The sequence below is a fragment of the Arthrobacter sp. SLBN-53 genome (assembly GCF_006715585.1).
Lineage (GTDB): Bacteria > Actinomycetota > Actinomycetes > Mycobacteriales > Mycobacteriaceae > Mycobacterium > Mycobacterium neoaurum_A.
Map to the genome: position 1 here is coordinate 2,289,742 of NZ_VFNN01000001.1, position 23,155 is coordinate 2,312,896.

At 68.8% G+C, this 23,155-nt stretch carries 16 protein-coding genes and 1 tRNA gene; 9 read left to right on the plus strand and 8 right to left on the minus strand.

Annotated features, from left to right (window positions below; genetic code table 11):
• Positions 1–22 precede the first annotated feature (22 nt).
• Positions 23–1,615 (minus strand): aldehyde dehydrogenase (NADP(+)), encoded by a 1,593-nt coding sequence (locus tag FBY28_RS10930; protein ID WP_141866650.1) that lies wholly within the window; start codon positions 1,613–1,615, stop codon positions 23–25.
• An 89-nt stretch (positions 1,616–1,704) separates the two neighbouring features.
• Complete coding sequence (locus FBY28_RS10935) at positions 1,705–2,079, minus strand: hypothetical protein (protein WP_141866652.1); 375 nt, start codon at positions 2,077–2,079, stop codon at positions 1,705–1,707.
• Between the two features lie 130 nt (positions 2,080–2,209).
• On the opposite strand from FBY28_RS10935, the gene FBY28_RS10940 reads away from it, so the two are divergent.
• The 6 genes from FBY28_RS10940 to FBY28_RS10965 are packed head-to-tail and all read left to right on the plus strand — an operon-like array spanning position 2,210 to position 11,918.
• The gene (locus FBY28_RS10940) at positions 2,210–6,100 is read left to right on the plus strand and encodes a Pls/PosA family non-ribosomal peptide synthetase (RefSeq protein ID WP_141870169.1); all 3,891 of its coding nucleotides are present in this window, start codon (positions 2,210–2,212) and stop codon (positions 6,098–6,100) included.
• A complete protein-coding gene (locus FBY28_RS10945) occupies positions 6,097–7,437 on the plus strand; it encodes a M1 family metallopeptidase (protein ID WP_141866655.1) in 1,341 nt (446 codons plus the stop codon). Before FBY28_RS10940 ends, FBY28_RS10945 begins: the two co-directional genes overlap by 4 nt.
• A complete protein-coding gene (locus FBY28_RS10950; RefSeq protein WP_141866657.1) occupies positions 7,434–8,678 on the plus strand; it encodes a polysaccharide biosynthesis protein in 1,245 nt (414 codons plus the stop codon). The genes FBY28_RS10945 and FBY28_RS10950 overlap by 4 nt, the downstream gene beginning before the upstream one ends.
• A 47-nt stretch (positions 8,679–8,725) precedes the next feature.
• On the plus strand, positions 8,726–9,709 hold the full coding sequence (gene galE / locus FBY28_RS10955; protein WP_141866658.1) for a UDP-glucose 4-epimerase GalE: 984 nt from the start codon (positions 8,726–8,728) through the stop codon (positions 9,707–9,709).
• Positions 9,710–9,742: 33 nt separating this feature from the next.
• A complete protein-coding gene (locus FBY28_RS10960; protein ID WP_141866660.1) occupies positions 9,743–11,497 on the plus strand; it encodes a hypothetical protein in 1,755 nt (584 codons plus the stop codon).
• Positions 11,498–11,549: 52 nt separating this feature from the next.
• Positions 11,550–11,918, plus strand: coding sequence for a hypothetical protein (locus FBY28_RS10965; RefSeq protein ID WP_030132837.1), 369 nt, complete (start codon positions 11,550–11,552; stop codon positions 11,916–11,918).
• Here the strand turns inward: FBY28_RS10965 and FBY28_RS10970 are convergent.
• Positions 11,915–12,484, minus strand: a complete 570-nt coding sequence (locus tag FBY28_RS10970; protein WP_141866662.1) for a TetR/AcrR family transcriptional regulator — start codon at positions 12,482–12,484, stop codon at positions 11,915–11,917. The two genes, FBY28_RS10965 and FBY28_RS10970, sit on opposite strands and share 4 nt — an antisense overlap.
• Before the next feature lie 47 nt (positions 12,485–12,531).
• Between FBY28_RS10970 and FBY28_RS10975 the strand changes: the two genes are divergently transcribed.
• The gene (locus tag FBY28_RS10975; protein WP_216847622.1) at positions 12,532–13,386 is read left to right on the plus strand and encodes a lysophospholipid acyltransferase family protein; all 855 of its coding nucleotides are present in this window, start codon (positions 12,532–12,534) and stop codon (positions 13,384–13,386) included.
• 53 nt (positions 13,387–13,439) lie between these two features.
• Here FBY28_RS10975 and FBY28_RS10980 read toward each other — a convergent pair.
• Positions 13,440–13,515 (minus strand) — tRNA-Thr (locus FBY28_RS10980).
• 66 nt (positions 13,516–13,581) lie between these two features.
• A complete protein-coding gene (locus FBY28_RS10985; protein ID WP_141866664.1) occupies positions 13,582–14,793 on the minus strand; it encodes a DNA polymerase III subunit delta' in 1,212 nt (403 codons plus the stop codon).
• Between the two features lie 80 nt (positions 14,794–14,873).
• Here FBY28_RS10985 and FBY28_RS10990 point away from each other — a divergent pair, with 80 nt between their 5' ends.
• Positions 14,874–16,460 (plus strand): adenylate/guanylate cyclase domain-containing protein, encoded by a 1,587-nt coding sequence (locus FBY28_RS10990; RefSeq protein WP_019510773.1) that lies wholly within the window; start codon positions 14,874–14,876, stop codon positions 16,458–16,460.
• Between the two features lie 10 nt (positions 16,461–16,470).
• Here the strand turns inward: FBY28_RS10990 and topA are convergent, their stop codons facing one another.
• The 3 genes from topA to FBY28_RS11005 form a co-directional block, all read right to left on the minus strand.
• Complete coding sequence (topA, locus tag FBY28_RS10995; protein ID WP_141866666.1) at positions 16,471–19,317, minus strand: type I DNA topoisomerase; 2,847 nt, start codon at positions 19,315–19,317, stop codon at positions 16,471–16,473.
• 111 nt (positions 19,318–19,428) lie between these two features.
• The gene (locus tag FBY28_RS11000) at positions 19,429–20,010 is read right to left on the minus strand and encodes a hypothetical protein (RefSeq protein WP_141866668.1); all 582 of its coding nucleotides are present in this window, start codon (positions 20,008–20,010) and stop codon (positions 19,429–19,431) included.
• Positions 20,011–20,113: 103 nt separating this feature from the next.
• The gene (locus tag FBY28_RS11005) at positions 20,114–20,317 is read right to left on the minus strand and encodes a cold-shock protein (RefSeq protein WP_006243848.1); all 204 of its coding nucleotides are present in this window, start codon (positions 20,315–20,317) and stop codon (positions 20,114–20,116) included.
• Between the two features lie 284 nt (positions 20,318–20,601).
• On the opposite strand from FBY28_RS11005, the gene sftH reads away from it, so the two are divergent.
• Positions 20,602–22,938 carry a DNA 3'-5' helicase SftH gene (sftH, locus tag FBY28_RS11010; RefSeq protein ID WP_353618513.1) on the plus strand — a complete coding sequence of 779 codons (2,337 nt, stop codon included), beginning with the start codon at positions 20,602–20,604 and terminating at the stop codon, positions 22,936–22,938.
• The last annotated feature ends 217 nt before the right edge of the window (positions 22,939–23,155 follow it).

Sequence of the window (23,155 nt, forward strand, 5' to 3'; positions counted from 1 at the left end):
GAAATGGTGGTGGAGGGGTAGGTCAGTCCTGTGCGAGCCGGCCGTCGATGCGCCGCCACAGGTGATCGGGATTGTCGTCGGCAACAGCGCTGGGCAGCAGCGATTTCGGGACGTTCTGGTAGGCCACGGGACGCAGGAAGCGTTCGATCGCGCGGGCACCGACCGATGTGGTGCGCGAGTCCGAGGTTGCCGGGAACGGGCCGCCGTGCACCATCGCATGGCACACCTCGACACCGGTGGGCCAGCCGTTGAACAGGATTCGCCCCGCCTTGAGCTCGAGCAGCGGAAGCAGTTCACCGGCCGCGGCTTCGTCGGACGCATCGGCATGCACGGTCGCGGTGAGCTGCCCCTCGACGCCGGCGGCGACGGTGTGCATCTCGGAAGTGTCGGCGCATCGCACGATCAGGCTGGCCGAGCCGAACACCTCGGCCTGCAGCTCCTCGCTACCCAGGAAGCTCTGCGCATCGGTACTGAACAATGCCGCCTGCCCGCAGGTCTCGATGGCACCGGACTGACCGCGTGCAACCAGTTCTGCTTTCTTGCTGAGCATCTCGACACCGGATGCATAGTTTCCGGCGATGTTCGGGGTCAGCATCGGGGTGGCGGGCGCAGCGGAGATGGCCTCGCCGGCCGCGGCGACGAAGGCGTCGAGCCCTGGGCCGTCGACGGCGATGATCAGGCCCGGATTGGTGCAGAACTGCCCCGATCCCATGGTGAGCGAGCCGATGAAAGCCCTGCCCAGCTCCGCACCGCGGGTGGCCAGCGCGCCCTCGAGCACGAACACCGGATTGATGGAACTCATCTCGGCGTACACCGGGATGGGCTCGGGACGTGCGGCGGCGGCCGCCATCAACGCCGTTCCCCCGGAACGGGATCCGGTGAATCCGACGGCCTTGATATGCGGGTTGGTGACCAGCGCGACGCCGAGACCCGGTCCGCTGCCGAACAGCAACGAGAAGACGCCGGCGGGCAGGCCCGACTCGGTGACTGCCGCGGTGACCGCGCGCGCCACGATCTCCGAGGTGCCCGGATGGGCGTCGTGCCCCTTGACCACGACCGGGCATCCGGCGGCCAGCGCCGACGCGGTGTCACCACCGGCGACCGAGAACGCCAGCGGGAAGTTGGAGGCGCTGAACACCGCGACCGGGCCCAGTGGCACGAACCGCTGGCGGATGTCGGGACGTGGCAGCGGAGTGCGGTCGGGCTGGGCGGTGTCGATGCGGGCACCGTTCCAGCTGCCTTCGCGCAGCACCTCGGCGAACAGCCGCAGCTGGCCGGTGGTGCGGCCGACCTCGCCGGTGATTCGCGCGGTCGGCAGACCGCTCTCGGCGACGGCGCGGGCGATCAGCGACTCGGCGACCGCCTCGATATGGGCCGCGATCGATTCCAGGAACCGGGCGCGCTGTTCGGCGGTGGTGGCGCGGTAGGCCGGGAAGGCCTCAGCGGCGGCCGCCGCGGCGGCCTCGACATCGGTGGTGTCACCGTGGCGGTAGACCGGTTCCAGCGGCTGCCCCGCTGCCGGGTCGAAAGCCCGAACCTCCTGGCCGGTGCCCGTGACGGGTGTCCCGGCGATGATCATCTGTCCGGTCAGCTGGGTGGGAAGAGTCGCAGTCACACCAGCAACGGTATGGAGATAATCCATACATGTCCAAGACCGTTTCGGTGGGCACTAATGCAGAACTTGGATAGGTCTGCAGTCGTGGTTCAGGCGACGGCGCGGTGCCGCTGCGACAACAGATCCAACACGGTGCGGCCCAACTCGGCGAGATCGGGACCGACCCCGGACGCGTCGACCAATGTCACCCCGTCGGCGACCCCGGCGGACTCGATATCGGCGATCAGACCGGCCAGACCGTGCACCGTCCCGGCGTAGCGCACGCCGTCGACCGCGCCCAGCGACGCGTAAGCGGAGCGGATGTCGGGCGCGACCGCGACCTGGACATCGAGGATCACCGCCACGTCACCGTCGTCATGACGCAGTCGGGTCCGCGCCCGCTGCGCCTGCTGCAGGTCACGAGCCGATACCCGCACCACGGGGTCAGCCCCCGAGGTCAGCTCACTCCACGTCTCATCTGCCACGAATAACCGCACAAGGCCACGTTAGGAGCGACGCACACCGCCGGCCAATGGTTGCGATCAGCACGACCAGAACGCAACGTCCGGCAGCCGCGCGCCGCGTGTGGACGGGCCACCGGGCTTCAGTAGCTTTATAGCCGTGACAGCAGCGGAAGCCGGGCAGGCCATCCCTTCCCAGTACCTACTCGCAGAAGCCGCTGCTCCCCCGCGGACCCTGGTGGACATCCTCTACGACACGGCGCGCCGGTTCCCGGACGCGCCGGCGATCGACGACGGCGAGGTCCAGCTCACCTACGCCGAACTGATCGGCGATATCGAGGAGAGCGTGCAGTGGCTGGCCGCCCGCGGTATCGGCCGTGGCGACCGGATCGGTATCCGGATGCCGTCGGGCAGCTATGCCCTCTACACGGCCATCCTGGCCACCCTGGCCACCGGCGCCGCCTACGTTCCCGTCGATGCCGACGATCCCGAGGAGCGGGCCGCCCTGGTCTTCGGGGAGGCCCAGGTGGTCGCGATCATCACCGAGGCCGGCCTTGTGCGCGGTCCCGGTTCCTCGCGCGGTTGGCGCGCCGCTCCCCCGTTGACCCGCGATGACGCCTGGATCATCTTCACCTCCGGGTCCACCGGAACCCCGAAGGGCGTGGCGGTCACCCATCGCAATGCGGCCGCCTTCGTCGACGCCGAGGCACAGATGTTCCTGCGGTCGGCACCGATCGGCCCCGGTGACCGCGTGCTGGCCGGGCTCTCGGTGGCGTTCGACGCCTCCTGCGAGGAGATGTGGCTGGCCTGGCGCAACGGCGCCTGCCTGGTGCCCGCCCCGCGGTCGCTGGTGCGCAGCGGAATGGATCTGGGTCCGTGGCTGGTCAGCCGCGACGTGACGGTCGTCTCGACGGTCCCCACGCTGGCTGCGCTGTGGCCCGCCGAGGCGCTGGAGGCGGTCCGGCTGCTGATCTTCGGTGGCGAGGCGTGCCCGCCCGAACTGGCCGAACGTCTGGCCGTCGACGGCCGCGAGGTCTGGAACACCTACGGTCCCACCGAGGCCACCGTCGTGGCGTGCGCCGCCCCGCTGGACGGCCGCTCCGCGGTCAGCATCGGGTTGCCGCTGGCCGGGTGGGATCTGGCGGTCGTGGACAAGCAGGGCAACCCGGTCGGTCTCGGGGAAATCGGTGAACTGGTCATCGGCGGCGTCGGCCTGGCCCGCTACCTCGATCCCGAGAAGGACGCCGAGAAGTACGCCCCGATGGACACCCTGGGCTGGGCCCGGGCCTACCGCAGCGGTGACCTGGTGCGACTGGAGGCCGACGGGCTCTACTTCCAGGGCCGCGCCGACGATCAGGTCAAGGTCGGTGGGCGCCGGATCGAACTGGGCGAAGTCGACGCCGCGCTGGTCAACCTGCCCGGTGTCAGCGGCGGGGCGGCCGCGGTCCGCAGGACGACCAGCGGCACGCCGCTGCTGGTGGGTTACATCGCATCCGCGGATCCAGCCTTCGATCTCGGTGCTGCCCGCGCGGCGTTGGCCCAGGCGTTGCCCGCCGCCCTGATTCCGCGGCTGGTGCTCCTCGACGAACTGCCGACCCGCACCTCGGGGAAGGTCGACCGCAACGCGTTGCCCTGGCCGCCGCCGGGCGCCGCACCGGAGGACGAGCCCGACCTCGGCGGCACGATGGGCTGGTTGGCCGGGCTGTGGCGCGACGTGCTGGCCGCGCCCGTCGACGGGCCGGAGGCGGACTTCTTCGCCCTCGGCGGCGGCTCCCTGTCGGCGGCACAGCTGGTCACCGCAGTGCGCGGACGATATCCGCAGGTGACCGTCGCCGATCTGTACGACCATCCGAGGCTGGGGTCGCTGGCCGGTTACCTCGACGAGCTGGCTCCGCCACCGGAGGTGGTGCGCCGCGATGTGCGACCCACCCCGCTGGTGACCCAGATCGCTCAGATCGCCTTGTCGGTCCCGCTGGCCACGCTGACGGGGTTGCAGTGGGTCATCTGGCTGGCCGTCCTGAACAACATCGCCGCCGCGATCGACCTGGTGCCATGGGCGAACACACTGAACTGGTGGTGGCTGCTGGCCGGCTTCCTCATCTTCATCACCCCGCCGGGCCGGATGGGCATCGCGGTGCTCGGCGCACGGACCCTGCTGTCGAATCTGCAACCCGGCAGCTACCGCCGCGGCGGATCGGAGCACCTGCGGGTGTGGTTCGCCGAACGGCTCGCCGAGGCCAGCGGAGCGGAGAACCAGGCAGGCGCGCCATGGCTGGTGTATTACGGTCGCGCCCTTGGCAACTCGATCGGCAAGGGTGTCGACCTGCATTCGGCACCGCCGGTCACCGGCATGCTGACCATCGGGCACCGCGCTTCCGTCGAACCCGAGGTCGACCTGACCGGACATTGGATCGACGGGGACATCTTCCACGTCGGGCCCATCAGCATCGGCACCGATGCGACCATCGGCGCCCGCACCACACTGTTCCCCGGCGCGACGGTCGGCAAGAACGCCGACGTGGCTCCCGGCTCCGGTGTCGTCGGCAAGGTGAAGAACGGGCAGTACTGGAAGGGTTCGCCGGCCGCGAAATCCGGTAAGGCCCGTCACCCCTGGCCCGACGAGCGCCCCGGCCGCGCGCCGTTGTGGGTGGGCATCTACAGCGTGACATCGATGTTGCTCGGCGCTCTGCCGTTGACGGCGCTGGCAGCCGGCCTGGCGGTGCTGGCGTGGGCGGTGCGCGGCACCGCGAGCCCGACCGACGCGTTGGTGCCCGCGCTGGCATGGACTCCGGTGGCCGCGCTGGTCGCGTTCAGTGCCTACGCGGTGCTGACGGTATTGGGCGTCCGGCTGCTCTCGCTCGGCCTCACCGAGGGGTATCACCCGGTGCGCAGCCGGGTCGGCTGGCAGCTGTGGGCCACCGAACGACTGATGGATGCGGCGCGCAACTACCTGTTCCCGATGTATGCCAGCCTGCTCACGCCGTGGTGGCTGCGACTGCTGGGCGCGAAGGTCGGTAAGGGCACCGAGATCTCCACCGCATTGTTGACCCCGAAGTTCACCGAGGTGCAAGACGGGGCATTCCTGGCCGATGACACCATGGTGGCCTCCTACGAACTCGGCGGCGGCTGGATCCACGTCGCCAAGGCGACCATCGGCAAGCGCGCCTTCCTCGGCAACTCCGGTATCACCCAGCCCGGCCGGCGGGTTCCCGACGACGGCCTGGTGGCGGTGCTCTCGGCCGCCCCGCACAAGGCCAAGGCCGGGTCGTCCTGGCTGGGCAGCCCACCGGTCCGGCTGCGCCGCCAACCGACCGCGGCCGACGCGCTGCGCACGTTCAACCCGTCCACCGAGTTGAAGATCAAGCGTTCGGTGGTCGAAACCTGCAGGCTGATCCCGGTCATCGTGACGTTCCTCATCGGCGTCGCGGTGCTGGGCGCGCTACACGCCCTGGCAGGCACGATCGGCTACGGCTGGACGGCGGTGGCAGGCGGAGTGGTGCTGTTGGTCGCCGGGGCCGTCGCCGGGGCGATCGCGGTGGCGGCCAAGTGGCTCGTCATCGGCCGGATCACCGCCATCGAACATCCGCTGTGGTCGTCGTTCGTCTGGCGCAACGAGGTGGCGGACACGTTCGTCGAGACGGTCGCCGCGCCCTGGTTCGCCAGGGCCGCCACCGGCACGCCGATCATGAACATCTGGCTGCGCGGACTCGGCGCGAAGATCGGCCGCGGCGTCTGGTGCGAAACCTATTGGCTGCCCGAGGCCGACCTGATATCGCTGGGCGCGGGCAGCACCGTCAACCGCGGTTGTGTGGTGCAGACCCACCTGTTCCACGACCGGATCATGCGGATGGACACCGTGATCCTCGACGAGGGCGCCACGCTGGGTCCGCACTGTGTCGCGCTGCCCGCCTCACGCATCGGCGCGGGGGCCACCATCGGTCCCGCCTCGCTGGTGATGCGCGGTGACGAGGTCCCGCCGTGGACCCGCTGGCAGGGCAATCCCATTGCCCCCTGGACGAAGTCGAAAAAGAAGCGAGCCGAATGAGCAGTGCCAAGAAGGTCGCGAAGAAGACGGCACACAGTCCCCCGGTCATCGACCCGTACCTGCCTCGCAACGGCAACTTCGGCTACCGGGTGTCACGCTACGAACTCGACATCGAGTACAAGGTGGCGATCAACCGCCTCGGCGGCACAGTCACCGTCACCGCGGTGACCCTTGCCGCGCTGCGTGCCTTCACCCTCGACCTCTCCGATGCGCTGGGCGTGTCGAAGGTGACGGTGAACGGCCGCCGCCCCAACAACTTCCGATGTCATGGCGGAAAGCTGCACATCACCCTCGGTGAGACGTTGCCCGCCGGTGCGGCGATGACGATCGTGGTGCGCTACGGCGGCACACCCAGACCGCTGCGCACCGTCTGGGGCGAGGTCGGTTTCGAGGAACTGTCCAACGGTGCGCTGGTGGCCGGTCAGCCCAACGGTGCCGCCTCCTGGTTCCCGTGCGACGACCATCCCTCCGCGAAGGCCAGTTTCCGCATCCGGATCAGCACCGACAGCCCCTACTACGCGTTGGCCAACGGGGAACTGTTGTCCAAGCAGACCCGTGCGAGCCTCACCACGTGGACCTATGAACAGGCCGAACCGACCTCGACCTACCTGATCACGTTGCAGATCGGCGACTACACCAGGCACCGGCTGAACAAGAGCCCCGTCCCGATGCACGCGGTCCTACCGGATCGGTTGCGGCGCAACTTCGACCATGACTTCGGCCGGCAGACCCAGATGATGAAGTTGTTCATCCGCCAGTTCGGCCCCTACCCGTTGGAAACCGGTTACACCGTCGTCGTCACCGACGACGATCTGGAGATCCCGCTTGAGGCACAGGGGCTCTCCATCTTCGGTGCCAACCATTGCGACGGCCGGCGCAGTTCCGAGCGGTTGATCGCCCATGAGCTGGCCCACCAGTGGTTCGGCAATTCGGTGACCGCGCGCCGGTGGCGGGACATCTGGTTGCACGAGGGCTTCGCCTGTTACGCGGAGTGGCTGTGGTCCGAGGAGTCCGGCGGGCCCAGCGCCGACGAACGCGCCCGCAACTATCACCGCAAGCTGGCCGATTCACCGCAGGATCTGCTGCTGACCGATCCGGGACCGACCGACATGTTCGACGACCGGGTGTACAAACGCGGTGCGCTCACCCTGCACGCCGTGCGCAAGACCATCGGTGATGACAACTTCTTTGCGCTGCTGCAGGATTGGACCGCCCGCTACCGGCACAGCACGGCGGTGACCGATGATTTCACCGGCCTGGCGGCCAACCGTGCCGACATCTCGCTGCGCGGGCTGTGGGACCGCTGGCTGTACTCCACCGACCTCCCGGACCTGTGACCGACGGCGGCTCCGCACTGCCCGCACGCGGGCCGGTCACGCGGGCCAGCGTCACCACGGTCGGAATCGCCACCGCCTGCACCGCACTGTGCGGGTACGCGGTGCTGTATCTGGCCGCCCGCAGCCTGGAGCCCGCAGGCTTCTCCCTCTTCGGGGTGTTCTGGGGGGCATTCGGTCTCGTCAGTGGTGCGGCCAACGGGCTGCTGCAGGAGGCCACCCGCGAGGTGCGGGCCGCTCGCACGCCGAGCGCACCCGAAGCACCCCGGACCCGGCCGATGTGGCTGGCCGTCGGCGTGGGCATCGGCGCGGCCGCCCTGATAGGCGTGACCGCACCACTGTGGTCGGCCCGGGTCTTCACCGAGCACCAGTGGCTCAGCGTGGCGCTGCTCAGCATCGGGCTCGGCGGATTCTGCCTGCACGCAACGCTTCTGGGCATGCTGGCCGGCACCGATCGATGGACCCAGTACGGCTCGCTGATGGTGACCGACGCGGTGACCCGGGTGGCGGTCGCGGTGGCGGCGTTCGTCTTCGGCTGGGGGCTCGCCGGGTTCCTGTGGGCCACCGTCGCCGGCTGCCTGGCGTGGCTGATCATGCTGGTGTGCTCCCGAGGCGCCCGGGCGGCGGCCGCACTGACCTGTGCGGGCAGCGCGCGCACCTTCTTGGCGGGCGCCTCGCATTCGGTGGCGGCGGCCGGCGCCAGCGCCATCCTGGTGATGGGATTCCCGGTGCTGTTACAGGCCACCAGTTCCGAACTCGGCGCCGCGGGTGGAGTGGTGATCCTCGCGGTCACCCTCACCAGGGCTCCGCTGCTGGTGCCGCTGACGGCCATGCAGGGCAACCTGATAGCGCATTTCGTCGATCAGCGGGACCGCAAACTGGGTGCGCTGCTCACCCCCGCGCTGGTGGTCACCGCGATCGGCACGATCGGCGTCGCGGCGGCCGCGGTCGCCGGCCCCTGGTTGCTGCACACCGCATTCGGGCCCGAGTATCAGGCGAGCGGGGCGCTACTGGCCTGGCTGACCGCCGCGGCCACCGCCATCGCACTGCTCACCCTCACCGGCGCCGCGGCCGTCGCGGCCGCACTGCACCGCGCCTACGCCACCGGGTGGATCGGCGCCACCCTGGCCGCCGGCGCACTGCTGCTGCTGCCGGCGGCGCTGGAGACCAGGACCGTCATCGCGCTGCTGTGCGGGCCCGTGGTCGGCATCGCGGTGCACATGTACGCGCTCGCCCGATCCTGATCCATGACAGCATGAACCCGGCTTCGGGTCCCCACACGAGGAGAGATATGTCCTGGCTAGTGACCGGCGGCGCCGGGTACATCGGAGCGCATGTGGTGCGCGCACTGAAAGCCTCGGGCGCCGATGTCGTCGTGATCGACGATCTGTCCACCGGTATCGCCGGATTCGTGCCTGACGGCGTCGAGCTGGTCACCGCCAACCTGCTGGACCTCGACACCGTCACCGCGACGCTGGCCGACCACGCTGTCAGCGGGGTGATCCACGTCGCGGGTTACAAGTACGCGGGCGAATCGGTGAAGTACCCGTTGCACACCTACCGCCAGAACGTCACCGCGATGGCCACCCTGCTGGAGGCGATGGCGGCCACCGATATCGACCAGATCGTGTTCTCCAGCAGTGCCGCCACCTACGGCACCCCCGACGTCGAGATCGTCGACGAGCAGACGCCGACGGCGCCGGAGTCGCCGTACGGCGAGAGCAAGCTCATCGGCGAGTGGCTGCTGCGCGATGAGGCGCGGGCACGCCCACTGCGGCACACCAGCCTGCGCTATTTCAACGTCGTCGGTTCCGGCTCGGTCGACCTGTACGACCGCAGCCCGCACAATCTGTTCCCCAAGGTGCTCGACATGCTCTACGGCGGCCGCATCCCGCAGATCAACGGCGGCGACTACGCCACCCCGGACGGCACCTGCGTGCGCGACTACGTCCACGTCTCCGATCTGGCGGACGCCCATGTCGCGGCGGCGCGCAGGCTGGCCGCCGGTGAGCCCGTCGAGCCGGTGTACAACCTCGGCAGCGGATCGGGGACGTCGGTGCGCGAGATCATGACCGCGATCCGGGACGTCACCGGTATCGATTTCGAGCCCGCGGTCACCCCGCGCCGGCCGGGTGATCCGGCCCGCATCGTTGCCGCGGGCACCCTGGCGGCGCGCGATCTGGGCTGGCAGATGCGGCATTCGCTGACGGATATGGTCGCCTCGGCGTGGGCGGCCCGCCAGGCCGTCGGACAGGACTATCCGACCGCAGGCTGAGCGACTCGGCGGGCGTCCGTACAGTCGGCTGCGATGAAATGGGTCCCCAGGGTTGCCGCCGCGTTGATCGCGGCACAGCTGGCGATCCGGGCGGTGCTCGCCTTCGGTGGCTACTTCTACTGGGATGACCTGATCCTGATCGGCCGGGCGGGCACCCAGGGGCTGCTGTCCGTCGAGTATCTGTTCGACGATCACGACGGGCACGTGATGCCCGGGGCCTTCCTGGTGGCCGGGGCCATCACCCGATTGGCTCCGCTGGAATGGTTCTGGCCCGCGCTGAGCCTCGTGGTGCTGCAACTGCTGGCCTCGCTGGCCCTGCTGCGCGTACTGCACCTGATCCTCGGGTGGCGCCCGGTGCTGCTGGTCCCGTTGGTGTTCGCCCTGTTCACGCCGCTGACGGTGCCGGCATTCGCGTGGTGGGCCGCCGGGCTGAACTCGCTGCCGATGCTGGCCGCACTGGCCTGGGTGTGCGGGGATGCCATCCAGCTGGTGCGCACCGGCAACCGGCGTTACGCGGTGACCGGGGTGCTTGTCTACTGCGGGGGCCTGCTGTTCTTCGAGAAATCGGCGGTGATCCCGTTCGTCGCATTCACGGTGACCGCCCTGCTGGCGTGGGTGAGCCGGGAACCGCTTGCCGCCGTGTGGCATCGGGGAATCCGCCTGTGGGTCGGGTTGCTGGCGGCCACCGCCGGTTGGATCGGGGTCTACCTGCTGGTGGTCGACCAGAAACGGTGGACGCTGGATCTGGGCATGACCGCCGAACTGTGGTGGCGCTCGGTGACGCACGGGATCGTGCCGGGTCTGGCCGGTGGGCCGTGGGACTGGCAGCGCTGGGCCCCCGCCTCACCCTGGGCCACGCCGCCGGTCACGGTGATGGTGCTCGGCTGGATTGCGCTGGCGGCGGTGGTGGCGGTATCGCTGGCCCGGAAACAGCGGATCGCCGCGGTATGGGTGGCCGCGCTGGGCTACGCGCTGGCCTGCCAGGTGCCGATCTATCTGATGCGCTCCTCGCAGTTCACCGCGCTGGAACTGGCGCAGGCCCTGCGCTACCTGCCCGATCTCGTGGTGGTGGCGGCCATCCTGGCCGCCGTCGCGCTGAGCGCTCCCAACCGGCCGGGATCGGCATGGCTGGATACCTCCCGGGGGCGCACCGCGGTGGTCTGTGCCCTGGCCGTCGCGTTCGTCGGTAGCAGCCTGTACTCGACATCGACATTCCTGCGGGTGTGGCGGGACAGCCCGGTGCCGCAGTACCTGCACAACGCCGAGGCCGGCCTGGCCGACGCGCCGCGCGGGACGCCGCTGCTCGACCAGGAGGTCGATCCGCTGATCATGCAGCGGGTGGCCGCGCCGGAGAATCTGGCCAGCCTCATGTTCGCGCTGTTGCCGCAGCGCCCCGAGTTCAGCGGCACCACCACCGATCTGAGGGTGCTCGACAGCACCGGCAGGCTGCGCGAGGCGCTGGTCACCTGGGTGCGGTCCATCGTCGCAGGTCCGATCCCCAACTGCGGGTATCTGGTGCAGACCGATGCCGACGTCACGATGCCGCTGGACGGGCCGCTGCTGCCCGCCGACTGGACCGCCGAGATCAACTACCTGGCCAACAGCGAAGGCTCGCTGACGATGTCGCTGGCCGAGGGCACACCGGTGAAGGTGCCGACCCATCCCGGGTTGAACCGGGTCTTCGTGCGGTTGTCCGGCGCCGGTGACTCGATCACGGTCAGCGCGAACACCGCGGCGCTCTCGGTGTGCATCGCGTCGGGACCGGTGGGATTCGTCGCTGCCCGCTGACACCGGCGTGTGCTGCCCCCGACTTGTCGGTGCCCGCGCCTACGGTTGACTGATGATCTCCTCGGACTCGCGGCCCTCGACGGTGGCGCCGTGCAGACACTGCGGCATCGAGACCGTGTGGTTGCAGACCGTGTACGGCGGCTGGCACCTCTTCGACGCCGCCGAGTTCCCCACCGAGGACAGCGCGGCCGGTAACCGCTTCGCCATCCGGCGGCTGTCCCGGCAGGTGGTGGATCTCGACGATGTGTACGAGGGCAGGTGGCCGGCCACCTGCCTGCACCTGCACCGGTTCGAATGTCCGGCCAGCTATGACGACGCGCGCTTTCATCAGCGCAGGCCCCGGCAGGCCAATGAGATCGACCTCGATGATCTGTTCGGCCGCCTGGCCGAGCGGCGGGAGGCCCGGCGCCGGGCGGGTTAGGGACGCGGCGCGATGAGTCGGCGGGCCGCCTCGATGGCCACGCCGCGGCGACGCGCGGTCTCGACCGCGCCCTCGGCAACGGCGTCCGGGTGCGGTAGATGCGCCCAGGCCAGCCCCGCCGAGAACAGCAATACCAGCAGATCCGCGGGCCGCCAGCTCGGATCGACGTGACCGTCGGTCTGCGCCGTGCCGATGGCGGCCAGTGCCGCCTCCATGGGCGGCGCATCCTCGAACTCCGGTGCGCCCAGGTCGAATCCCTCCAGCCTCGCCCAGGTGACCATGCGCAGGTGCTCAGGCCGACGGCAGGCCAGGTCATAGACCTCGCCGACGAACTCGGCGACGTCGTCCGGACGTAGCGTGGCCGAACGGAAGAATTCGGCGCCATCGGTGAGGAACACCTCGCGGAACAGTGCCTCCTTGTTGCCGAAATGGGCATAGAGGCGCTCCTTGCTGGCATGGGCGGCCCGGGCGATTCGATCGATCCGGGCGCCTGCCAGACCGTACTGCGCGAACTCGGCGCGCGCCGCGGCGAGGATATCGTCGCGAAGCTCTGTCTTGCGTCTCACAGCCAAAGCATAACCAGACGAACCAGTTCGTTCGGTATTGTGTGGATATGTCCGTCATGACCGACACCGCCAATCTGATGAACCAGCCCGACCGCATCCGTGCAATACGGCGGGCCGTCGAGACCATTGCCGACGGTGCAGCACCACTGGTCGACTTGTGCCGCCCTTATGTCGATGGACTCGATAACCTCCCTCGCGATGGCCGATTCCTGCTGGTGGGCAACCACACTCAGTCCGGGACCGAAGGGCTGCTGATTCCGTATGCGGTGCGTCGCGAACTCGGCACGCTGGTCCGACCGCTCACCGACCGCGCCTTCGGCAGGATGCCCGGCCCGGCGGCAGATCTGCTGGCCGCCTGCGGCGCCACCGTCGGCGCACCCGAATCCGCGCGCGAACTGATGCGCCATGATCAGCCGATCCTGGTCTTCCCGGGCGGTGGCCGCGAGATCGGCAAGTTCAAGGGTGAGGAGAACACCCTCAACTGGCGGGGCCGCGCAGGGTTCGCCCGGATCGCCGCCGAGCACGACTATCCGATCGTTCCGGCCGGACTGATCGGTGGCGACGACGTATACCGGAGCTTCACCACCCGCGACGGGGCATGGGGCAGGTTCAGTGCGACCCTGTCGAGCCATCTGGCGGGCAAGCCCGATATGGCGATGCCGCTGGTGCGCGGGATCGGCCCGACAATGATCCCGCGGCCACAACGGATGTACCTGCGTTTCGCCGAGCCCATCGACTCGACCCGACCCGCCGGGGTCGCCGCTGCCGAGTGGGCCGAGACGGTCAAGACCCGTACCCAGGAATCCTTGGAAGCGGTGTTGGCCCAGCTTCTTCAGATTCGCGCAGCCGATCCGTACCGGCAACTGAACCCGCTGGCCTGGCGTGATGCCGTGCAGCCATGAAGACGTGTGGTCATCAAGACGTGTGGTCATCAAGACGTCGAGCGACCAAGACGTGGAGCCACCCAGGGGAATCGAACCCCTGACCTATTCATTACGAGTGAATTGCTCTACCGACTGAGCTAGGGTGGCGCGCCTGCCTGGGCAGGCCCGACGAGTCTACGACAGCCCCCGCCCGCGGCACGAATCAGTTGCCGTTCAGACGCGCAGCGCCTGTCCGACCGTCGCGACCATGGCATCGACGGCGAACTTGGGCTTCACGTTCACCGCGAGCGCCTCCCGGCACTCCAGGACAGCCTCTATGCAGCGCAGCAGCCGATCCGGTGGCACATGGGCGGCCATCGCGCCGACCCGCTCGGCCATGTCCGGGTGATTGGCCGTCACGGTTCCCGCACCCGCCGACACCACGAGCGCATCACGGAAATAGGTCGCCAGATCCATCAACGCCCGGTCGAGCGCGTCCCGCGAGGCGCGGGTCTGGCGTGATTTCTGCCGCTGCTCCAGCAGCTTCATCGCCCCTGCCGCACCGCGCATCGCCCCCGCGGTGCCCTTACCGGTGCCCCCGGCGCCCAGCGCGGTGCGCAGTTCCTCGGTCTCGACCTCGTTGCGGTCCACCGTCTGAGCCTTGGCCTCGGCATCGGCGGTGGTCACCAACTCCTCGGCGGCCGCGTACGCGCGGGTCGGCGTCGCCGCGTCCCGCGCCAGCCCGAGCGCTCGCTCGCGGCGCTGCCGGGACTCCGGATCGGTGGCCAGCCGGCGGGCCCGGCCCACGTGTCCACCGCTGACCGAGGCCGCCCAGGCCGCGACGTCGGCCGCGATCCCGTCGCGTTCGGTGAGCACATCGGCGATCGCATCGGTCGGTGGTGTCACCAGCGCGACGTGCCTGCACCGTGACCGCAGGGTCACCGCGATGTCCTCGGGATCCACCGACGGCGCACACAGCAGGAACACCGTGGACGCCGGCGGCTCCTCCACCACCTTCAGCAAGGCGTTGGCCGCCCCCTCGGTGAGTCGGTCGGCGTCCTCGACGACAACGATCTGCCAGCGTCCGGTTCCCGGCCTGCGCGAGGCGATCTGCACGATCTCCCGCATCTCCTTGACCGCGATCGACAGGCCCTCGGGGATGATGCGGCGGACATCGGCGTGCGTACCCGCCATCGTCGTGGTGCACGCGCGGCATTCCCCGCAGCCCGGAGCACCCTCGGAGGTGCACTGCAGGGCCGCAGCGAAGCACACCGCGGCCACCGAACGCCCCGATCCCGGCGGGCCGGTGATCAACCAGGCATGTGTCATCCCGCCGGCGGTGAGTGCACTGTGCGATCCGACGGCACGGGCCGCCGAAGCGGCCGCCACCAGCTCTTCCTCCACGTGGTGTTGGCCCACCAGAGACGAAAAAACACCGCTTCCCACACCTGCACCCTAGTGCCCCACAAGGACACGACACGGCGACAGCGGCGCCAGAGGTCGCAACCGACCGATACGGTAAACGGGTGAGTGCGGAGGCCATACCGATCGGGCGCATCAGTGCGTTCGTCCGATGGGTGGCCCGTACCCCCTGGCCGGTGTTCCTGCTGGGCATGGTCCAGGCCGACATCATCGGTGCGCTGATGGTGCTGGGGTTCCTGCGTTATGCGCTGCCCCCGGAGGATCGCGTGCAGCTCCAGGAGCTGCCCACCTTCAACCTCACCGTGTTCCTCGGCTTCCTGTTCGTATCGTTCAGCATCGCCGCCTACGTGACATTGCGGCTGCTGCTGCCGGTGATCCGCTGGCAGCGCCGGGACACCCTGATGGGCGATGTGGCTCCCATCAGCGAGGTCGCCCGCGCACGCGCGCTGAAGATGCCGTTCTATCGCTCGGTCATCAACGTCACCAACTGGCTGCTGGGCTCGGTGGTGTTCATCGTCGCGAGTTGGCCGGTGGCCAGCCGGTCGGCGCCGGTGGTCGCGGTGGCCTCCGCGCTGGGGGCCACGACGGTGGCCATCATCGGCTACCTGCAGTCCGAGCGGGTGCTGCGCCCGGTCGCGGTGGCCGCGCTGCGCACCGGTGTGCCGGAGAACTTCCGCGCGCCCGGGGTGATCCTGCGCCAGGTGCTCACCTGGGTGCTGTCCACCGGCGTGCCCATCCTGACGATCGTGCTGGCGGTGGTGGCCAGCAAGTTCGAGGTGCTCAAGGCGCCCGCGGACAAGCTGGCGACCCCGATCCTGTTGTTGGCCATCGCCGCACTGCTCATCGGGTTGGTCGGCACCGTGCTGGTGTCCATGTCGATCGCCGATCCGCTGCGCCAGCTGCGCTGGGCGCTCGGGGAAGTGCAGCGCGGAAATTACAACGCGCACATGCAGATCTACGATGCCAGCGAACTGGGCCTGCTGCAGGCCGGCTTCAACGACATGGTCCGCGACCTGGCCGAACGGCAGCGCCTGCGTGACCTGTTCGGCCGTTATGTCGGCGAAGACGTGGCCCGCCGGGCGCTGGAGCGCGGCACCGAGCTGGGCGGCCAGGAACGCGACGTGGCAGTGCTTTTCGTCGATCTGGTCGGTTCGACACAGCTGGCCTCCACGATCCCGGCCGCCGAGGTCGTCAACCTGCTCAACGAGTTCTTCCGGGTCATCGTGGACACCGTGAACAAACACGGCGGCTTCGTCAACAAGTTCCAGGGTGATGCCGCCCTGGCCATCTTCGGCGCGCCCATCGAACACCCGGACGCCTCCGGTGCCGCGCTGGCGGCGTCGCGTGAACTGCACGACGAGCTGATCAACGTGTTGGGCCAGACCGAATTCGGTATCGGGGTGTCGGCGGGCCGGGCCATTGCCGGGCACATCGGTGCGCAGGCCCGATTCGAGTACACCGTGATCGGCGACCCGGTCAACGAGGCCGCGCGCCTGACCGAGCTCGCCAAGCTCGAGGAGGGCCACGTGCTTGCCTCGGCGAATGCGGTCAGCAGCGCCGTCGATGCCGAAGCGCTGGCCTGGGACGTCGGCGAGATCGTCGAACTGCGGGGCCGGTCGGCGCCCACCCAGCTGGCCAGGCCCGCAGTGCGCGCCATCGCCCACGCGCCGCAGCCCGAGCCCAGCAGCTGAAGCCTTCCGGCTAGGCCTTCTTGGCGGCCTTCTTGGCCGGTGCTTTCTTGGCGGGAGCCTTCTTGACCGCCGCCTTCTTCGCGGTCGTCTTCTTGGCCGCAGCCTTCTTGGTGGCCTTCTTCACCGGACCGCGGGCACGCCGATCGGCCAGCAGCTCCGAGGCGCGTTCGTCGGTGATCGAGAGGACATCGTCACCCCTGCGCAGGCTGGCGTTGGTCTCCCCGTCGGTGACGTACGGTCCGAACCGGCCGTCCTTGATGACCATCGGCTTACCCGAGGCGGCATCGTTGCCCAGCTCACGCAGCGGCGGGGTGGCCGCACCCTGACGGCCGCGCCGCTTGGGTTCGGCGTAGATCGCCAGCGCCTCGTCGAGGGTGATGGTGAACATCTGCTCTTCGGTCGCCAGCGAACGAGAGTCGGTGCCGCGCTTGAGGTATGGCCCGTAACGGCCGTTCTGCGCGGTGATCTCCTCACCGTTGGCGGGGTCGACGCCGACCACGCGGGGCAGCGAGAGCAGTTTGAGCGCGTCGTCGAGGGTCACCGTCTCCAGATCCATGGAGCGCAGCAGTGAGCCGGTGCGCGGCTTGGGCCCGGTGGGCTTCTTGCCCTTCTTCGCCGGCGAGCCCGCGCTGCCGTCATCGGGATCCTCGGGTTCGGGCAGCACCTCGGTGACATAGGGCCCGAAACGTCCGTCCTTGGCCACGATCTCGTGCCCGGTTTCCGGATCGACGCCGAGCGAGCGACCCTCTTGCGGTGTCGCAAAAGCCTTTTCGGCGAGCTCGAGGGTGAGTTCGTCGGGTGTCAGCTCGTCCTTGAGATTGGCGCGCTGCGGCTTGAGTTCACCCGGGTTGTCCGGGTCTTCGATCATCCGCTCCAGGTAGGGGCCATTACGTCCGACGCGCACATTGATGGCACGACCCTGGTCATCGTCGAAGAGCTTGATGGAGTTGACCAGTCGCGCGTCGATCTCCTCGAGGTTGCCGCCGACCAGCTGCTTGAGCCCACCGGCCCGCGCGATCGAGCCGTCCACACCATGCTCGCCACCGAAGTAGAAGTTGTTGAGCCAGTTGGTGCGTCGCTCGTTACCGGAGGCGATCGCGTCGAGCTCGTCCTCCATCGCGGCGGTGAAGTCGTAATCCACCAGCCTGCCGAAATGCTGTTCCAGCAGGCCGATCACGGCGAAGGCGACCCAGGACGGCACCAGCGCACTGCCCTTCTTGTGCACGTAGCCGCGGTCCTGGATGGTCTTGATGATCGAGGAGTACGTCGACGGGCGACCGATGCCGAGTTCTTCGAGCGCCTTGATCAGCGAGGCCTCGGTATAGCGCGCGGGCGGGCTGGTGTTGTGCCCGTCGGCGGTCAGGTCCGCGGCATCCACCCGCTGCCCCTGGGTCAGATTGGGCAACCTGCTCTCGGCATCATCGGATTCACCGCCGGCCTGATCGTCGATGCTCTCGACATAGGCCTTCAGGAAGCCGGGGAAGGTCAGGGTGCGACCGGAGGCGTTGAAGACGACCTGCTCACCCGAACTGGCGGCGCCGGCGATGCGCAGGCTCAGCGTGGTACCGCGGGCATCGGCCATCTGCGAGGCCACGGTGCGCTGCCAGATCAGCTCGTAGAGCCGGAACTCGTCGGCCTCCAGTGCGCTGTGCAACTGGCCGGGGGTCTGGAACACGTCACCGGACGGGCGGATCGCCTCGTGCGCCTCCTGCGCGTTCTTGACCTTGCGGGTGTACTGACGCGGCGTCGGGTGGACGTACTCCGCGCCGTAGAGGTCCCGGGCCTGGTTACGGGCGGCATTGATCGCCGACTCCGACAGCGTCGTGGAGTCGGTACGCATATAGGTGATGTAGCCGTTCTCGTACAACCGCTGCGCGATGCTCATCGTGCGCTCGGAGGAGAACCGCAGCTTCCGGCCGGCCTCCTGCTGCAACGTCGACGTCATGAACGGTGCGTAGGGCTTACGGGTGTAGGGCTTCTGCTCCACCGAGGACACGGCAAGCTGCGCACCACGCAGGCCGTTGGCCAGGCTGGTCGCGCCCGCCTCGTCGAGGACGAGCACTTCATCGGGCTTGCGAACCGCACCGAGGGAGTCGAAATCACGTCCGGCCGCCACCCGGCGCCCGTCGACGGTATTGAGTTTCGCGGTGAACCGCGGCGGGGTGGCCTGCGGATCGGACACGCTGGCGTCCAGCTCTGCGGTGACATCCCAGTATCCGGCGCTGCGGAACGCCATGCGCTCACGCTCGCGCTGCACGATGATGCGGGTCGCCACCGACTGCACCCGACCTGCCGAGAGCTTGGGGGCGACCTTCTTCCACAGCACCGGGGACACCTCATAGCCGTAGAGGCGGTCGAGGATGCGGCGGGTCTCCTGGGCGTCGACAAGGTCGATGTCCAGGTCACGCGGGTTCTCGGCGGCGGCCCGGATGGCGGGCTCGGTGATCTCGTGGAAGACCATCCGCTTGACCGGGACACGCGGTTTCAGCGTCTCCAGCAGGTGCCAGGCGATGGCTTCACCCTCGCGGTCACCGTCGGTGGCGAGGTAGAGCTCGTCGACATCCTTGAGGAGTTCCTTGAGCTCGGTGACCGTGGCCTTCTTGTCCGGACTCACGATGTAGAGCGGTTCGAAGTCGGCGTCGACGTTCACCCCGAGCCGCGCCCACGGCTCGGACTTGTACTTGGCAGGGACATCGGCGGCCGCGCGTGGCAGGTCCCGGATGTGGCCGCGGGAGGATTCGACTATGTAGTTGGAGCCCAGATAGCCGGCGATCTTGCGCGCTTTGGTCGGCGACTCGACAATTACGAGACGCCGAACGGTACCGGTGCCTCCCCGGCTCCGGTCGTCGTCAGCCACCTTCTCCTACTCTCCACTTCTTTGTTGCCTGGCGGTATCTGTCACCGCAGGCAACTGACAATTTCGCATCCAGGACGGGCATGTGCAAACTGGCTCGCCCGTCGGACCGCCTCATATTCGCGGCCAATGTGCAAACGCGTCGGCATCACCGGGGGGTTCCCCGACGTTCTCGACCAGGCGCGACAGCCGTCGTCGACCGCTCACCCGCAACGCCGGACGCGACCCGCGGGTACCGATCAGTGTCGGTGCGATTCCAACCCGCATCAGCGCCGATGCCAGCGTGGCATGGGTGTCGGGCGCATGCGGGTCCAATCCCAGCAAGTACCGGTCGTCGGCCTCGGGAACCCCGGCGGCCAGCGTCCAGGCACGCAGCGCACGCGGGCCGGGCACCCAACTGCCCGGCACCGTCTTGACCGCGCCGCGCGTCCAGGCTCCGGCGATATCGACCACGCGGGCGTCCAGCGCGGTGCGCACCAGGGGGTTGTCCTCCTCGGTGCGGGTCAGCTCGGGGGTCAGCCCGGTTTCGGCAATCATCTCGGCAAGACCCTGGGCGCGCCACCACCGGTCGACCACCACCGACAGCCGCGCCTGCCCACCGACGGACACCACCTGTCCCTGGGCGGCCAGCAGGCCGGTCAGGTCAGCGATGGTCGGGGGCACCGACTCCGCCGAGAAGAAGGACAGTTGGCTCACATGTTCGACACTATCCGTGGTGGCCGAGACCTCGGTGCAATGGCACGGTCGGATACGAAAACACCCCCGGCCGGGCCGGGGGTGTCTTCGGTGTTGCGTTGGCTCAGACGGCGCGGACGCCGGTCGCCTGGGGGCCCTTGGGGCTCTGGCCGACCTCGAACTCAACCTTCTGGTTCTCCTCCAGGGTGCGGAAGCCCGACCCCTGGATCTCCGTGTAGTGGACAAAAACGTCAGCGGAGCCGTCCTCGGGGGCGATGAAGCCGAAGCCCTTCTCCGCGTTGAACCACTTCACAGTTCCCTGTGGCATCTTTCGTACTTTCCTTCTCTTACCGGGTGCGGTCCACCGACGTCCGGTGTACCGGGCCCGTTCCGACCGCTTACCAACGCGTGTGTCGTCGGAACTCGACCCGACCTACAACCCTCGCAGGAACCGCGATCGCAACGACGATCCTGCGGGTGCAAAAACACGAACACAGAAGCTGCGACCACGTCCAGTCAACCACGTTCAACGCGCCAGCAACAGTCTCGGCACGATCAAGTAGTCAACAATTCACCTGGGGATACATGCTGGTGAACAGCGAAGGGAGCGTCGTGTCTGGGTCAGTGCGCAATACCGGATCCGATTTCGGTCGTGAGCTGCTGTCCTGTGCGATGCGGGGCACTCCGGCCGACGAACATCCGATCCGTCATGTCGAAGACATCCCACCCCGGCGCGGCGCGACCCTGCCCTGGCCGGCGTGGGCCCAACCCGAGGTCGTGGCCGCCTTCACCGCACGCGGCGTGCACACCCCGTGGTCGCACCAGGTGGCCGCCGCCGACCTGGCCCACGACGGACGGCACGTGGTGCTGTCCACCGGTACGGCCTCGGGCAAGTCGCTGGCCTACCAGCTGCCGATCCTGACCACGCTGGCCGCCGAACCGTTGGCCCGCGCGCTCTACCTGTCCCCCACCAAGGCGCTCGGGCACGATCAGCTGCGCGCCGCGCACAGCCTGTGCGAAGAGGTGCCCGACCTGCGCGATGTCGCGCCTTGCGCCTACGACGGTGACGCGGGCACCGATCTGCGCCGCTTCGCCCGCGAACGCTCCCGGTGGATCTTCTCCAACCCGGACATGATCCACCTGTCGCTGCTGCGAAACCACGCCCGGTGGGCGGTCTTCCTGCGCCACCTCAAGTACATCGTCGTCGACGAATGCCACTACTACCGCGGCATTTTCGGCTCGAATGTGGCGTTGGTACTGCGCAGGCTGTTGCGACTGTGCGCGCGATACTCCGGGTCGCCGACGGTCATCTTCGCCAGCGCCACCACCGCGGCCCCCGCCGAGACCGCCGCCCAGCTGATCGGTGAGACCGTCACGGCGGTGACCGAGGACGGCTCCCCGCACGGCGGGCGGACGGTGGCACTGTGGGAGCCCGCGCTGCTCGAGGACCTGGTCGGGGAGAACGGCGCGCCGGTGCGGCGGTCGGCCGGGGCGGAATCGGCCCGGGTGATGGCCGACCTGATCGCCGAGGGTGCCCGCACCCTGACCTTCGTGCGGTCGCGGCGCGGGGCCGAACTGACCGCCCTGGCCGCGGCGAACCGGCTGGAGGAAATAGCCCCCGACCTCGCCGACCGGGTCGCCTCCTACCGGGCCGGCTATCTGGCCGAGGACCGCCGAGCGCTGGAACACGCGCTCAGCGAGGGCGACCTGCGCGGGGTGGCCACCACCAACGCCCTGGAACTTGGTGTCGACATCGCCGGGTTGGATGCGGTGGTGCTGGCCGGGTTCCCCGGCACCGTCACCTCGTTCTGGCAACAGGCCGGGCGGTCCGGCCGCCGCGGCCAGAGCGCACTGATCGTGCTGATCGCCCGCGACGACCCGCTGGACACCTACCTGGTGCACCATCCGCGCGCACTGCTGGCCAGACCGATCGAGAAGGTGGTGATCGACCCCGCCAACCCGTATGTGCTGGGGCCGCAGCTGCTGTGCGCGGCGACCGAACTCCCGCTGACCGACGCCGAGGTGCGGACCTGGGATGCCGAGGAGGTCGCGCGCACCCTGGTCGACGACGGATTGCTGCGCCGGCGTCCCAACGGCTGGTTCCCCGCGCCCGAGATCGATCCGCACCCTGCGGTCGACATCCGCGGCGCCTCCGGTGGACAGATCGCGATCCTGGAATCCGGTACCGGCCGCGTCCTCGGCACCACCGGAACCGGCCAGGCTCCGGCGTCGGTACATCCCGGCGCGGTGTATCTGCACCAGGGTGAGAGCTACGTCGTGGACAGCCTCGACTTCGAGGGCGGTATCGCGATCGTGCACGCCGAGGACCCCGGGTACACCACGGCTGCAAGGGAAGTCACCGATATCGCGGTGACCGGAGTCGGTGAGCGTCGCTCCGTGGGTCAGGTGACCGTCGGTGTCGTGCCGGTCTCGGTGTCGAACACCGTCACCGGATACCTGCGGCGCAGGCTCGATGGTGAGGTCATCGACTTCATCGAGTTGGACCTGCCGACCAGGACACTGGAGACCGTCGCGGTGATGTGCACGATCACTCCGGAAATGCTGTACGCCAACGGGATCGACCCATTGGCCGTGCCGGGTTCGCTGCACGCGGCCGAGCATGCCGCGATCGGGTTGTTGCCGCTGGTGGCCAGTTGCGATCGCGGCGATATCGGCGGGGTGTCCACGGCGTCCGGGCCGGAAGACGGTCTGCCGACCATCTTCGTCTACGACGGTTACCCGGGCGGCGCGGGATTCGCAGACCGTGGATACCGGCAGATGCAACTTTGGTGGGAGGCGACGGCGGCGGCCATCGAGGCCTGCGAATGCCCCGCCGGTTGCCCGTCGTGCGTGCAATCGCCGAAGTGCGGCAACGGTAACGATCCGCTGGACAAGGCCGGCGCGGTACGCGTTCTGCGCATGGTGCTCGGCGAGCTGGCGGCACACTGACACCGCGTTGCCCCCGGCAGAAGACCCACCCCGCGTCGGCCGTCTCGCCATGGTCCGCGGCGCCCCACCAGCAACGCCGATCACACTTCCCGCATGCTCAAAACGGTCGGACAACGCGATCCGTTTTCAGTCCCGGCGAACCAGGTGCAGTCGGAAATTACCTCGTCAACAGACCCCCTGCAACCCGTTTTGACGCCAGCGACATCGAGAAAGCGCG